The sequence below is a fragment of the Paenibacillus sp. NFR01 genome (assembly GCF_900111565.1).
Taxonomy (GTDB): Bacteria; Bacillota; Bacilli; order Paenibacillales; family Paenibacillaceae; genus Paenibacillus_AQ.
Genome location: NZ_FOIK01000007.1, coordinates 177,230 through 191,408 on the forward strand (window position 1 = coordinate 177,230; position 14,179 = coordinate 191,408).

Genomic DNA, 14,179 nt, shown 5'->3' on the forward strand with positions numbered 1-14,179 from the left:
CACGCAGCAGCGACCCGCTATTAGCAAAGTAGATGTTGAAGCAATAATTCCAGGGAGGCGCATGTTCATGTCCAGAAGAAACCGCAGGTACGCCGTGCCGGGAACGGCCGCAGCAATGCAGACATTCAAAGCCGAGGTAATGAAGCAGGAAGGTTATGACGTCGATCCCGCCCATCCCGACGCAGTGAAATACGAAGTAGCCAAGGAGCTGGGCGTGCCGCTTCAGCCCGGCAACAACGGGCGGCTGACGACCGAAGAAGCCGGGCAGATCGGCGGCAAAATCGGCGGCTCGATGGTCCGCGAGATGATCCGGCTGGCCCAGGAGCAACTGGCGGACAAGCAACAGCCATAGACAGGTAACGCACCTCAAAGCGGCGGATTCCCGGAGGAGAAGGGATTCGCCGCTTTTTCGGCGTGAAGCTGATATACTGATTCTATAGATGCCTATCTGACCAGAAAGAACGTTAAATGTTAACGTGGTGAACAAAACATGAGAGTCAACCGGCTGCTCTCCATGCTGCTGATTATTTCCGCCCGGGGATTGGTTACCGGCAGAGAGCTGGCAGAGCATTTTGAAGTGTCGCTGCGCACGATCTACCGGGATATCGAAAAAATCGGCGAAGCGGGCATTCCGATCGCGGCGGCAGGCGGCAAAGGCGGGGGATACTACATCATGGACCATTACAGCATCGGCAAGCTCTTTTTCAACCAGCAGGAGGCGCAGGCATTTGTGGCCGTGATGGAACATCTGGGCGTATTGTTCGGAAGGAATGAAGTCTTTAACGACATTGTGCTCAAAATGCGCAGTTCGCTCCCTTCATCCGGGGGTACAGATGCACTGAGCGTGAATTTGTCCCATTTCAGCATGGAGCAGCAATTGAAGGAGGATCTGCTGCAGATGAACGCGGCGATTGCCGGTCACCGGCTGCTGGTCTTTGACTATATCAACCGCGATATGGAGTACGCCGTACGGACGGTGGAACCGGTGCAGCTCGGCTTTGCGCATGGCCATTGGTATCTGACCGGCTATTGCCGGAAGCGGGAGGCTTACCGGAGGTTTAAGCTGGTGCGCATCCACCATCTGCGGCAGGGCGAAGTTTATGTACCCCGGGCTTTGCCGGTGGAGCAGATCCGGGAGCGGATCGACGGGAGCTACCGGGAGCGGGAGATCAAGGTGCGCTTGAGGTTCACGCCGCAAATCGGCCCGCAGCTTACGGAGTACTTTCGGCAGGAGGATATCCGGCTCGGGGAAGATGCCCATTACTACGTGGAGGACCGGTTTCCGTATGAGGATGGGCTGCTTAAATTCATTCTTGGCTTCGGCAAGGAATGCGAGCTGCTGGAGCCGGCTGATCTGAGGGAAGAACTGCAATCCTATTTGAAAAATCTGCTGCTGTCCTACAATGGCTGACGTACTGACGTCAGTCATTGTGTTTTATTGTGGGGATGCCGGCCTTGGGCTGGGGAATACTCACTGGATAAAGGAGCTTGCTCATGAGTGGAAGAAGGGAAGCCCTGCGCAGCCATTTGCAGCGGCTGGAGGGCGAGGCGTTCCGCCTTCAGGAGAATGAAAATTGCAGGGATTATCTGCCGGAGATGCTGGAATATATCGGGGATCCGGAGTCGGTGTTCCGGGAATGGATCTATGCGGCATTTTACACCTGGCTGTACCAGGAGGACTTATTGTCCCCGGCGGAAATGCGCGAATTGCTGGCGGTATTGCTGGATGAACGGCATTTGTTTTACGGGATCGGTGAGACGACGGGGGAATCGGTCTTTACGCGGACGTTCTCGATCTTGCCCGTCTCGCTGATCATCGCGCGGCACCGCCAAACGCCGTTTTTACTACAGGAAGAATTCGCCGGCCTTCAGGCTGCGATCCTGCGGTATTACCGGGAAGAGAGGGATCTGCGCGGGTATGTGGATGCCCTGGGCTGGGCCCATGCCGCGGCACACGGCGCCGACGCGCTGGATGAGCTGGCCCGCTGCCCGGAGAGCGGGGAAGTTTTCCGGCGCGAAGTGCTGAAAGAGGTGCAGCGCATGCTGGATAACGGCAGCCGGATTTTTAACGATGAGGAAGATGAACGGATGGCCACAGTCGTTGATTCCATGATCCGCGAATCGCTGCTGCCGGAGGAAGAACTGCTGAAGTGGATCGCCGGACTGGCCGCCTACGCCGACCGGCCGCGCAGCCGTCATCAGTCCATCGCAAGGCAGAACAGTAAGCAGCTCGTGTGGTGTCTCGGCTTCCGAAGACCGCCCGAAAGCCGGAGCAAGGCGCTGAATTCGGCGCTGCAGGAAGCGCAAAATAAGCTGAACCGGTATATCGCGCAGAGCTGAACGAAGTGCTATAATTGGAAATTGCCGGAATTTTCGGCAATCCAATATAGCGGCAGGGAGGCGGCAAGCATGGTGGATTCATCGAGCCTGAAAGCGTATTTTGACAAACATCCGTTGATCGGCGGGGAGACAGAGTTTATCCGGATTTATAAGGGTTATTCGGCGGACGGGAAGTATATTGCATCCAATCGGGAAGGGAGTCCCCGGTATCTCCTAAGGACGTATCCCATGGAACAGGATTCTGGAAGAAGATTGGAATTCTCCGGTCTTCGGATGATGGAAGCGCAGAACGTCAATTGCTCCAGGCCGGTTGAAATCGGAACCGCCCCGGAGCTCGGAATCGGATACATCCTTGCCACTTACATAGAGGGAAACGAAGCTGCGGACGAACTGCCCGGCTTAAGCGAAGAGGAGCAGTACCAGATCGGCGAATCAGCGGGACTGGAGCTCCGTAAAATCACCCAGGTTCACTGTCCTCATCCTTTACCTTCCTGGGAAGAACAGGTCACTGCCAAACACCGCCGTTACCGCGAGAAATATGCGGCATGCGGTGTAAGCGCTTATCACGAGGCTGAGCTTTTGGCCTTTATCGACGATTATTTTCACCTCATCAAAGACCGGCCGAACCGGTTCCAGCATGATGATTTCCATATCGGCAATCTGATCGTGAAGGACGGAAAGCTTGCGGGCGTGATCGACTTTAACCGTTACGACTGGGGCGATCCCATCCATGAATTCGTTAAGGTCGGCATGTTCAGCGTAGAGATCAGCGTGCCATTTTGCATCGGTCAGATTCAGGGATACCACCGGCATATGGAACCGGATGAAACGTTCTGGCAGCTCTACTCACTTTACCTGGCCATGACGCTGGTCTCTTCGGTCGTCTGGGCCCTGCAGTATGTACCGGAAGAGCTGGATTCCATGCTGGAGCGGATTGCCCGGGTGATGCACGACCACGACGATTTCCGGCTGATCGTTCCGAAATGGTACAGCGAGAACAAAGATAAATACAGAACAGTGGTTTAGTTGGGGAGGCAAACACGTTTGAAAACGCATTACTACCTCAGTTGGTTTAATGATTTTATTCCTGAGAAGCTGGTCAAATGGCTGCAGGAGGATATCAAAGACAGAAAATCGCTTGTTATGATCAGCGCTCAACCGCCCGGCAATAAAGGCGAGCAAATTAACATTGATGATGTTTTTGAAGCGGAATGGTTAACTCAGGCTAACCTTATATTTGAAGAATATCATTTCATTGATTACGGCATGCGGAAGGAAGATGCCCAGCGGTTCATTCACAATGCTTCCGTCATTTTATTATGCGGTGGAGATCCTGTTTGGCAGAACGGTTTTTTGATCGAATACGAATTATCGGATGCGATTAAGAACAGCAAGGCCGTTATAATGGGAGCCAGTGCCGGTGCGTTAAACATGGCTGCAAAATGGTTATGCTCGAAAAACGCTGGCCGTGAAGTTGAAACAAGTACTATATATAAGGGTCTAGGCCTGGATCATTTTTCCTATGAATCTCATTCTAAACGCGACTACGCCACGTTTGTTCAAGGCTACTTGTTTCCCCTGTCTGAAGAGATTGATGTTTATGCGGCAGAACAGGAGAGTGCTATTCGTGTAAAGGACGGCCAGATAGACATCATGGGTAATGTATATTTAATATCCCATTCAAAGATTCAGAAATTAGGTTGAGACTTTATGCGGTGAAAATATGAAAGGCCGTCCACGGGATGGCCTTTTTTTCCGCCTCGCGTTTGCTGGACGCATAAAGGAACAGGGAAAGTTTGACAATTGTCAAATCACGTATTATATTAAGTTTACACTCAATGAGTAGACAGTCAACGAGAATGGAGCAACCCGAAATGGAACCCATACATCAAAAGAATCCGACGGGCCCAACGAACAAAACGGACCCAACGAATCCGGCGGGCCCAACAAATCGGACAGAGCCAGCCGCTCCCGGGACGCAAAAGTTATCCCAGCGGCATGCCCAGAAGCAGCAGACCCGGGAGCGGCTGATCGCAGCCGCGCTGGAGATGTTCGCCGGGAGAGGGTTTGCGGCGGTCAAAACGGCGGACATCGCCCTCGCGGCGCAGGTGTCGCACGGTACGGTCTTTGCCCATTTTGCCACGCGGGAGCAATTGCTGGAGGCAGTCATCGCTGAGTTTGGACGGCGGATTACTGTCCGCCTGCATGAGCTGGCAGCCGAAGGCGGGAGCCTGCGTGCGGTTCTGGCGGCGCATCTGCAGGGCATCCGTGAGCACGAGGCGCTGTACACGCGGATGATTGCCGAGGCGCAGCTGCTCGGCGACGGATGCCGGAATGCGCTGGTGATGATCCAGTCCGCCATCGCCTTTCATATCCTGCAAATCGCGGAGCGCGGGATGGACGAGGGTCTCATCCGCAGACAGCCGCCCGAGCTTTTGTTCAACACATGGCTGGGACTGATTCACCATTATTTGCTGAATGGAGACTTGTTCGCGCCGGGAGGTTCGGTCGTGGAGCGGTACGGCGAACTTCTGCTGGAGCATTACATCGGTCTGATCGGCATAACGAAGGGAGGGGGATTGAGATGAAGACCTGTATTGCCTGCGGGATGCCGATGGCGACGGCAGCGGAGCATGCCATGGGCGATCCGGAGAAGAACTATTGCGTTCACTGCGCCAGACCGGACGGATCGATGCAATCCTATGAAGAAAAGGCTGATTCTTTGGCCGGCTTCATTGTCCGGACGCAAGGGCTGGACCGGGAAGCGGCTTTGCATGCAGCAAAGGCGATGATGGCCAAGCTGCCGGCCTGGCGTGAAGCGGCTAAATAAACAAAGGGAGGGATGGAGCATGGAAGCGAAGGTCAGCGATTCGTTTCAACGGTTCTACAGCGAGGCGCCGGAGCATGCCAAGGCGTGGATGGGGGCGGTCCGCAGGCTGGATAAAGCAAGCGCCCTGGATTCCAAAACGGAGGAGCTTGCCTATCTGTCCGTACTTGCAGCCACAGGGCTGCTGAGCGGAATTCCTTTTCATGTCCACGGAGCGAAGGAGGCCGGGGCGAGCCGGGACGAGGTGATCAGCGCGGTGCTGCTCGGCCTCCCGGCTGCCGGCAACCGGGTGATCGGCGCGTTGCCGGTTGCGTTGGACGCTTACGACGGGGAGAAGTAGATGGGCGCATTATGCGAACTGCCGAATATAGGCAAGAGGTTGGAGCAGCGGCTTGCGGCCGTCGGGATAACGGATGCGGATACTTTAAAAAGCTTGGGGAGCCGGGAAGCCTTTCTCCGGCTTCATTTGCGTGAGGGCGATACCTGCCTGTGCGCGCTTTGCGGGCTGGAGGGAGCGGTACAAGGCGTGCGCTGGCACCAGCTTACCCCGGCGACGAAAGCAGAGCTGAGAAAATTCTTTGAGTCGTTTACGAAAGTTTAAATTCAGTTTAACAAAGGGGGTTAAGATCAGGGCATCAACCAAACGATGGAGGAATCACAATGGATTCAGGAGTGAACAAGAGAGTAGAGCCCAGCGGCGACTGGGCCGTCGAAGCCGAAGGACTGGTCAAAGTCTTCGGCGACAACCGTGCGGTAGACGGCGTGAACATGAAGGTGCGTACCGGAACGATCTACGGCGTGCTCGGCCCAAACGGCGCCGGCAAAACAACGACGATCCGCATGCTGGCAACCTTGCTGCGGGCAGACGCGGGATCGGCGCGCATCTTCGGCCATGATGTGGCGAAGGAAGCGCAAATTGTCCGGCAGCTGATCGGCGTAACCGGCCAGTATGCCTCGGTCGACGAGTCGCTCAGTGCTATGGAGAACCTGATTATTTTCTCCCGGCTGCTCGGCCTCGGGAGGGCGGAGGCCCGCCGCAAAGCGATGGAGCTGCTGGAGGAATTCGGCCTGACGGAAGCGGCCAAACGCCCGCTGAAGAACTTTTCCGGCGGGATGCGCCGCCGGCTTGACCTGGCGGCCAGTCTGATCGCGCAGCCGCCGCTGATTTTCCTGGACGAACCGACGACGGGTCTGGACCCCCGCACCCGCTCGCAGATGTGGGATACCATTCACCGCCTCGTCCATACGGGATCGACGGTACTGCTGACGACGCAATACCTGGAAGAAGCCGATCAGCTGGCCGACCGGATCGCCGTTATCGACTACGGCCGGGTGGTCGCCGAAGGGACGGCGGATGAACTGAAGGCCTCGGTCGGCACCTCTTCGCTGCAGCTTGTAGTGAAGGAAGCTGGACAAATGGCGACGGCGCGGCAGACGATCGAACGGGTTCTGGACGTCAAAGCGAACATTTCGCCTGAAGCGCGGAAAATTACGGCGCCGATGGCGGATGCGGATCTCGTGACCGACCTGCTCACTGCGCTGCGCGAGAACGGCGTTTCGCTCGCCGAGATGAGCGTGCAGAAGCCGACGCTGGACGAAGTCTTTTTAACGATTACCGGACATGGAGTCAAGGAGGACGCAAAATAATGATGAATACGACCATAAAACCCGGGGCCGCACGCAAGCTCAAGAACCACACCGGCTTCGGCCAATCCGTGCGCAACTCCTTGACGATGGCTTACCGCGGGCTGCTCAAAATCCGCCGCACGCCGGAGCAATTGTTCGACGTTACGCTCCAGCCGATTATCTTCACGCTGATGTTCACTTATATCTTCGGCGGTGCGATCTCCGGCGACGTGGCCAGCTATTTGCCGGTCGTCATCCCGGGTATCCTCGTTCAGACCGTGATCACCACCTCGATCGTGACCGGCGTGCAGCTGCGCGAGGATATGGACAAAGGCGTCTTCGACCGCTTCAAGTCGCTGCCGATTGCCCGGATTGCGCCGCTGGCCGGCGCGCTGCTGGCCGATACGATCCGTTACCTGATCGCCACTGTACTGACTTTCGCCATGGGTTATGTCATGGGCTACCGTCCGGAAGGCGGACTCGGCTTTGTCGCCCTGGCTGCGCTGCTGGTGATTTTCGTCTCCTGGTCCATCAGCTGGATTTTCGCCTTCTTCGGGGTCATTGCCCGGACCGCATCCAGCGTGCAAGGGGTCTCCATGCTCGTATTGTTCCCGCTGACCTTCATGTCCAACGCCTTTGTTCCGGCTGATACGATGCCCGACTGGCTGCAATGGTTCGTCAAAATCAATCCGATCTCCCATGTGGTCAACGCGGTGCGGGAGCTCACCAATCACGGAACCGCCGGCTCCGATCTGCTCATCGCGCTGCTAGGCGCGGTCGTCATCGTAGCGGTTTTTGCGCCGATCACCGTTCGCGCGTATATGCGCAAGGCTTAACTGAATAAACATGAACAAACAGGAATAATTCACATAAAGAGGAGCCGACGGCTCCTCTTTTTTTACATATCCGGAAGGAGGGAAATTGTGGTAACCTAAACAAGGATTACATTAAGAGCGATGGCTAAAGGAGAGTAGCGATGAATACTGTAAAAACGAAAAAAGAGCACCCGGTCTGGTTTTCCTTGATGATGGGCATCGTGCTGACGCTTGCCGTTTCCGTTGCTTCCGCAGTCGGCAGCATGCTGGAGCTGAATGACAATGGGATGATGCTGGCGCAGGCCGGCGGATTCGCGGCGATGGCCATAGTGGTTGCGGTATACATGCGGAGCGGGGGGAAGAGCCTGTCCCGTTTCGGGTTCCATCGTCCCGGGGCGGGCGTTAGGGGGCAGGCGCTGTATTATTTGCCGCTCGCGATCATCGCGCTGACCCAGCCGGTCTTCAGCGGAATCGACCCTGAGCTAACGGGTGCGCGGATCGCCATCATCGTCCTGTTCACTCTGCTTGTCGGATATACCGAGGAATCGGTATTCCGGGGCATCATCCGCGATAAACTGCGGGGCAAAGGCGCGGTGTATTACATCGTATTCTCATCCGTGTTCTTCGGGGTTCTACATATGGCCAATGCGTTCAGTGGAAAAGATGCCCTGAGCACCGTTCTGCAGGTGATCAATGCACTGCTGCTGGGCGGGGTGCTGGCGCTTCTCATCGTTACGACGGAAGAGATTCTTCCGCTCATCGCCTTTCACTTCATCTACGATGCGCTGGCCCTCGTGAGCAAGGAAAATACAGAGCATGAGGTGCTGCTGGTGGCCATCCTAAATGTAATGTACCTGCTGTACGGAGCTTATCTGATTGTGAATTTGCTGCGGAGAAGCCGGGCAGCCGGCTCGCCGGAAGCGAAGCTCACGGCGTAAATGACAAAGCGGCCTATCATCGGCAATGAGAGTTAGGCGCCAGGGGTTCAGATAGGTATATCCGCTGCGTTTGCATCAAAAGCTGCCTCAAGGAGCCGGTTCCGGCTTCCTTAAGACAGCTTTTTTGCATAGCAGTTATGTATCTACCCTTCCAGCTTGTTGCGGTATTCCTGCGGGGTCATGCCGTAATGCTTCTTAAACAGCTGGATAAAATAGCTCGGCTTTTGATACCCCAGCATGACCGAAATTTCATAGATTTTATCCGGCGACTGCGCCAGCAGGCCGGCGGCCAGCTCCATGCGGACACGCAGGATGTAATCGCTGATGCCTTCGCCGGTCTCCAGCTTATAAATTTTGGAGAGATAGGACGGGTTCAGAAATACGCTGGCAGAGATGGTCTGCAGCGAGGCCGTGCCCGGATTCTGGGCGATGTATTCCTGCACCTTCCGGATAATGGAGGAACGCGAGACCTTGTCGCCGCTGCTGACCGAACGGCGGTAGCTGGCGACAACCCGCATCGTCCAGCTCCGCAGCTCCCCGACCGTCAGCATCGGCTGGCCGCCGGCGACGGCATAGAAATCGTCCCCGATGGTATCGGCAAGCCAGCGTTTGTTCCGGTGAATCAGGGATGCGATAGAGGCGGCAATGGTAAAATACGTTTCCAGTACATGCTCCTGCGAGCCGCGCCATTCCTCCTCCAGCTCCTTGAAGATGGCGTCCAGCCTGTCCTCGGCCGCCTCCCATTGCCCTGTCTCCAGGAGCGAGCCGAGCGTCGGCGTGCGGTAGAGCTCCCCGAGCGCCTGCAGCTCGCCGCGTTCCGGCTCCTTCGCCAGCGAGACGAACAGTTCGGCGTCCCGGCCGATGAAATGGCGGAAGCTGGCGACGGCGGACTGGTACATCGTGCTGACCTCTTCCGGGAAGCTGCCGCTTTTGCCCGCCAGCGCCGAGATGCCGAGCTTTAAATACGATTTGGCGGCCCGCTGAAGCTGAAACGTCTGCTTCTCTACCCAATCATCCGCCTCTGCGTTGTCCTCGGCGGCATCTTCATGGCTGCCGGGCCGGATGCGCGGCGAGAGCAGGCAGACGATAAAGCCGTGCGCATCCTTCGCATGCCACAGAGACATCCGGCCGCCGAACCATTCCGCGGCCATGTTGGTGAGCGCATATTCCAGCAGCGCCTCGCCCGCGGCGTCGGTGCCGGCGGGGAATTCGTCGATCCGCAGCAGCAGCATGCGGAACGGCGCGCCGAGGCGGATGCGCGCCTCGTACATCTCCAGCTTCCGCGTCAGCGGCCCGGCAGCAGGCGACTGCTTGCCCGTAAGCAGGTCAAGCAGCAAATATTCCCGCAGCTTTGGCAGCTGCTCGCGCAGCGCATAAATCGCCCGTTGAGTCGAAGCGACATCCTTCCATTCCCGCTCCAGCTCATCGAGTGCCCGGCGCACCGCTTCGAGCAGCTCGTCGTCCTCGACCGGCTTTAGCAAATAATCGCTGGTGCGCAGCTGCAGCGCCTGCTGCGTATATTCAAAGTCGGCATAGCCGGTCAGCAGGATGTATTTGACATGCTTCCAATTGCGCTTGATCTCCGCGATCAGTTCCAGTCCGGACATTCCCGGCATGCGGATGTCGGTAACGACAACGTCAATGGAATGCTCGTAGAGCAGCTCCAGCGCGTCTTTGCCGGAATAGGCACGGTGAACGACATCCACTCCGATCTGCGCCCATGGCAGCATGTCGGCCAAATCGTCGGCCAAAGCCGACTGATCGTCAACAATCAACAGTTGATGCATGGTTCCATTCCCCCTTTTGTACTGTTACTTTGCAGGCAGGCGTTCCGTTTTATTGGGCCCGGAAGCGGCGGGCCAGTACAGTTCGGCACATAGGCCGCCCTCTGCAAGCCGGCTGATCCGCAGGCCGGCCTCCGGGCCGAACTGCAGCTGCATCCGCTGCCGCGTATTCCACAGCGCACAGCCTTTATCTTGTAGCGGCGGCAGCGTAATCTGGCGCTGCAGCGCTGCCAGCTCCGCCTCGGACATGCCGATTCCGTTATCCCGCACCGAGAGAATATTCATCTGGTCGGCCGTTGCCGCACGGACGCGGATTACGCCGCAGCCAAGCGGTTCAATGCCGTGCAGCACGGCATTTTCCACGAGCGGCTGGAGAATCAGCCTCGGCAGCTCCAGGCGGGCAAACGAATCGGGGATGTCAATTTCATAGCTCAAATCCTGAACCTTGATCGCCTGGATGGCCAAGTAGCTGCCCACCAGGTCCATCTCTTCCCGCAATTCGGCAGTCGGCCGTTCGGAGCGGGTCGTATATCGGTAATATTTGCTCAAGTGCATGGTCAGTTCCATGACCGTTTCCTTCTCGCCGAGCCGGGTGAGGCTGCGGATCAGCGTAAAGCAGTTGTAGAGGAAATGCGGGTTGATCTGGGATTGCAGCTGTTTCAGATTGGCGTCGCGGGAGCTGATTTTCTCGAGATATACGTTCTGGATCAATTGCTCGATCTGCTTGGCCATGTCGTTAAAGCTGACGAGCAGGAAATGAAACTCGTTGTTCGGATGCAGCACATTGACCGTCGTATAATCGCCGCGCTTGATCCGGCGCACGCCGCGAACCAGCTCCCGGATCGGTACCTGCACATTGTTATACAGGAAATAGGCCGCGATGGTGCTGCCGATCAGGAGAAAGAAGATGGAGCTGTAGAACAGATAACTGTTCGTCGTAATCGGCCGGACGACGTTCTGGATCGGCAGGTAGTCAACCAGGTACAGCTTGAGCTGCGGCATCCATACCGTGCTTACCGCGTATTCGCTGCCGGACAGGGTGAAACGGGTGAACGTTTTTTTTGCCAGAGCTTTGAGATCAAGCTGGTTGATCAACTCGGTTTGCAGACCGCGGTCGGCGTCGATCGCGCTGATGACCCGATGGTCGGAAGAGATGAAGAAGGGGTCGCCTTTTCCGCCTTCCTTGAAGCGGTCCAGCGCCTTGATCAGCTCCGTGGCAGGAAAGCTCACTTCGACGATCAGTTTGGCATCCTTCAGCGGAGCGTTGAACGGCTCGGTAATATAGCGGACAAAACGCAGCTCCCCGCGGTAGAAAGGGCGTGTGTCATTGATGAATTGCCAGGTCCGCGAAAAATTCCGCTCCAGCTGGCTGCTGTCGAGTGCGTTGGAGACGTTGGAGGAGACAAAGGTGCCGGTATCCGGCGCGTAGATGCTGATCGTGGTGTCCCAAGTGGAGGAAGCGGTTACAAGTTGCAGCTTGTCGTAAATTTTAAGCTTTTCGCTCGTCTGTTCGTACAGAGTGGCGATCTCCAAAAATTCCAGCGACCGCACGTTGATATCCTCGCTGAACAGCAGCCCGCTCTTGGATAACTGGGCGGCGTTGTTATCGGTCTGCGCGGCAAAAAACGAGAGATCCTTGTACATCGATTTTTCGATTTCTCCCGAGACAACCCGCAGCGAGGTCTGGTTCGAGAACCAGTAGAGCACGAGGATGGGAATCAGGAGAACCAATACCAGTGTGATGATTTTCGTAAACGTGTTAAAACGGGTGTTCATACACGCGGGCTCCCTTGCTTGGCAGGTTGAAGGAAACAAAAAATCGGGCATCGTTCCAAAATTATCGGCGCAGACGGTCCGGAAAGAGCGTTGGTATACTTACTATTGCAGGATGGTATCGCAGATGTCAATCCTGAAAAATGGAGGTTGAGAGAGATTATGGGCATGGAAACAGCAAAACAGATGAACAGGGCAGGCACCCGAATCGATAGGCCAAGGATCAGGCATGTCCTGCGAAAAACATGGCCGCTGCACGTCATGCTGCTGCCGGCCGTCTTGCTTACGTTCATCTTCGGGTATTTACCGCTCGGCGGTCTTGTTATCGCTTTCAAGGATTTCAAGCCTTACGATGGAATCTGGGGGTCCAAATGGGCCGGACTTGAGCACTTCCGCTTTATGTTTGAATACCCCGACAGCAAGAAGGTCATCGTCAACACGATATTAATTGCCGGATGCAAAATCATCCTGAACATCGTCGTTCCGTTTACCTTTGCCCTGCTGCTGAACGAGGTGCGCCGCAATAGCGTCAAGCGGACCGTGCAGACGCTGGTTTATCTGCCTTATTTCATTTCGTGGGTGTTTTTGGGAGGCATCCTGACGGACATGCTTTCGGCGGACGGGATGATCAACAAAGTGCTGCACAGCGCGTTCGGGATCGAGCCGATCCTGTTTTTGGCCAGCGGCAACTGGTTCAGGTTTATCGTGATTATCACCGATGTCTGGCAGCAGTTCGGATATGGCACCATCGTATATCTGGCCGCGCTTGCCGGAGTCAATCCGTCGCTGTATGAAGCGGCGGAGGTCGACGGCGCAAGCCGCTGGAGACAGACGCTTAGCGTGACCATACCTTCGCTTACGCCGATCGTCATCGTTGTGGCGACGCTGGCAATCGGCAACATCATGAACGCCGGCTTCGACCAGATTTTCAACTTGTATAACCCGCTGATTTACGACAAGGGCGACATCATCGATACCTTCGTGTACCGGACCGGGATATTGAACGGCCAATACAGCTTTGCGACCGCTGTGGGCGTCTTTAAATCGCTGGTCGGCTTCGTGCTGATCGTGGTTGGCTACAGGGTGGCTTACAAGCTGGCGGACTATAAAATATTCTAGGGAGGTGCAGGGATGTATCACAAGACGAAGGCGTATAAGCTGTTTACCGTGTTCAACTATTTTATTATGGCCGTTGCCGGGATTCTCTGTATCCTGCCGATCATTCACATCCTGGCGATCAGTTTCAGCGCAAGCGCTCCGGCCAATGCCCATCTCGTCGGACTGTGGCCGGTGGACTTCAACATGGAATCGTACACCAAAACCTTGAACAACCCCAACTTCCTGCGCGCCTTTTTCATTTCGATCGGCCGGACGTCGCTGGGCACGTTCTTGACGATGAGCGTCATTATTCTGGCCGCTTATCCGCTCTCCAAGGATGCGTCCGTGCTGAGGAGCCGCAACGTGTATGCCTGGTATTTTGTATTCACGATGCTGTTCACCGGCGGGATGATTCCGTCCTATCTCATCGTGCGCAACCTGCACATGATCGATACGATCTGGGCGCTGGTGCTTCCGGGGGCCATGCAGGTATTCAACATGATTCTCATGATGAACTTTTTCAAGGCTACGCCCAAGGAGCTGGAGGAGGCGGCTTTAATCGACGGGGCCGGGCATTTCACCGTACTGTTTCGCGTGTATTTGCCGCTGGCGATGCCATCCATTGCCACACTTTCGCTTTTTTCCATCGTCGGGGGCTGGAATGCCTGGTTTGACGGACTGCTCTATATCAACAACTACCGGAACTACCCGCTGGCAACGTTCCTTCAGACGGTGATTGTGCAGCAGGACTTCAGCAAGCTGACCGCCAATCCGCGCGACCTGCTGAACATTTCCCAGCGGACGGTTAAGGCCGCGCAAATCTTTATCGGCATGCTGCCGGTATTGATCGTCTATCCGTTCCTGCAGCGTTTTTTTGTTAAAGGTATCGTGCTCGGGGCCATCAAGGAATAGCTGCAAGAATGCTGCAAGAAGTAAATAAATTAGTATTTGAACCAAATATCGGGCATTTCTTAATCG

Annotated in this window: 16 protein-coding genes; 14 read left to right on the top strand and 2 right to left on the bottom strand. The window is 55.9% G+C overall.

Features of this window, described 5'->3' with window-relative positions:
• The first annotated feature begins 67 nt into the window (after positions 1–67).
• From BMW84_RS22225 to BMW84_RS22280, 12 genes are all read left to right on the top strand, one after another.
• Positions 68–352, top strand: coding sequence for an alpha/beta-type small acid-soluble spore protein (locus tag BMW84_RS22225; RefSeq protein WP_091072219.1), 285 nt, complete (start codon positions 68–70; stop codon positions 350–352).
• A 138-nt stretch (positions 353–490) separates the two neighbouring features.
• The gene (locus BMW84_RS22230) at positions 491–1,411 is read left to right on the top strand and encodes a helix-turn-helix transcriptional regulator (RefSeq protein ID WP_091072222.1); all 921 of its coding nucleotides are present in this window, start codon (positions 491–493) and stop codon (positions 1,409–1,411) included.
• Between the two features lie 83 nt (positions 1,412–1,494).
• Positions 1,495–2,340: a DUF2785 domain-containing protein gene (locus BMW84_RS22235; RefSeq protein WP_091072223.1), complete on the top strand. Its 846-nt coding sequence runs from the start codon at positions 1,495–1,497 to the stop codon at positions 2,338–2,340.
• 69 nt (positions 2,341–2,409) lie between these two features.
• Positions 2,410–3,366, top strand: coding sequence for an aminoglycoside phosphotransferase family protein (locus BMW84_RS22240; RefSeq protein WP_091072225.1), 957 nt, complete (start codon positions 2,410–2,412; stop codon positions 3,364–3,366).
• 18 nt (positions 3,367–3,384) lie between these two features.
• Positions 3,385–4,044: a Type 1 glutamine amidotransferase-like domain-containing protein gene (locus BMW84_RS22245; RefSeq protein WP_091072228.1), complete on the top strand. Its 660-nt coding sequence runs from the start codon at positions 3,385–3,387 to the stop codon at positions 4,042–4,044.
• Positions 4,045–4,214: 170 nt separating this feature from the next.
• A complete protein-coding gene (locus tag BMW84_RS22250) occupies positions 4,215–4,928 on the top strand; it encodes a TetR/AcrR family transcriptional regulator (RefSeq protein WP_091072231.1) in 714 nt (237 codons plus the stop codon).
• Positions 4,925–5,170, top strand: a complete 246-nt coding sequence (locus BMW84_RS22255) for a zinc ribbon domain-containing protein (protein WP_091072232.1) — start codon at positions 4,925–4,927, stop codon at positions 5,168–5,170. Before BMW84_RS22250 ends, BMW84_RS22255 begins: the two co-directional genes overlap by 4 nt.
• 19 nt (positions 5,171–5,189) lie before the next feature.
• On the top strand, positions 5,190–5,507 hold the full coding sequence (locus tag BMW84_RS22260) for a carboxymuconolactone decarboxylase family protein (protein WP_091072235.1): 318 nt from the start codon (positions 5,190–5,192) through the stop codon (positions 5,505–5,507).
• Positions 5,508–5,768, top strand: a complete 261-nt coding sequence (locus tag BMW84_RS22265) for a TfoX/Sxy family protein (protein ID WP_091072237.1) — start codon at positions 5,508–5,510, stop codon at positions 5,766–5,768.
• A 59-nt stretch (positions 5,769–5,827) separates the two neighbouring features.
• Positions 5,828–6,814 carry an ATP-binding cassette domain-containing protein gene (locus tag BMW84_RS22270; protein ID WP_091072239.1) on the top strand — a complete coding sequence of 329 codons (987 nt, stop codon included), beginning with the start codon at positions 5,828–5,830 and terminating at the stop codon, positions 6,812–6,814.
• The gene (locus BMW84_RS22275) at positions 6,814–7,629 is read left to right on the top strand and encodes an ABC transporter permease (protein ID WP_091072242.1); all 816 of its coding nucleotides are present in this window, start codon (positions 6,814–6,816) and stop codon (positions 7,627–7,629) included. The genes BMW84_RS22270 and BMW84_RS22275 overlap by 1 nt, the downstream gene beginning before the upstream one ends.
• Before the next feature lie 140 nt (positions 7,630–7,769).
• Positions 7,770–8,546, top strand: coding sequence for a CPBP family intramembrane glutamic endopeptidase (locus tag BMW84_RS22280; protein ID WP_091072243.1), 777 nt, complete (start codon positions 7,770–7,772; stop codon positions 8,544–8,546).
• Positions 8,547–8,689: 143 nt separating this feature from the next.
• Here BMW84_RS22280 and BMW84_RS22285 read toward each other — a convergent pair whose 3' ends face one another.
• Both BMW84_RS22285 and BMW84_RS22290 read right to left on the bottom strand, forming a co-directional pair.
• Positions 8,690–10,333, bottom strand: coding sequence for a response regulator transcription factor (locus BMW84_RS22285; protein WP_091072246.1), 1,644 nt, complete (start codon positions 10,331–10,333; stop codon positions 8,690–8,692).
• A 24-nt stretch (positions 10,334–10,357) separates the two neighbouring features.
• A complete protein-coding gene (locus tag BMW84_RS22290; protein WP_175498998.1) occupies positions 10,358–12,106 on the bottom strand; it encodes a sensor histidine kinase in 1,749 nt (582 codons plus the stop codon).
• Positions 12,107–12,289: 183 nt separating this feature from the next.
• On the opposite strand from BMW84_RS22290, the gene BMW84_RS22295 reads away from it, so the two are divergent.
• Together BMW84_RS22295 and BMW84_RS22300 are read left to right on the top strand one after the other, a co-directional pair.
• Complete coding sequence (locus BMW84_RS22295; protein WP_254773101.1) at positions 12,290–13,222, top strand: ABC transporter permease; 933 nt, start codon at positions 12,290–12,292, stop codon at positions 13,220–13,222.
• 12 nt (positions 13,223–13,234) lie between these two features.
• Entirely contained in the window at positions 13,235–14,113 is an 879-nt protein-coding gene (locus tag BMW84_RS22300) for a carbohydrate ABC transporter permease (RefSeq protein ID WP_091072252.1), read from the top strand.
• The last annotated feature ends 66 nt before the right edge of the window (positions 14,114–14,179 follow it).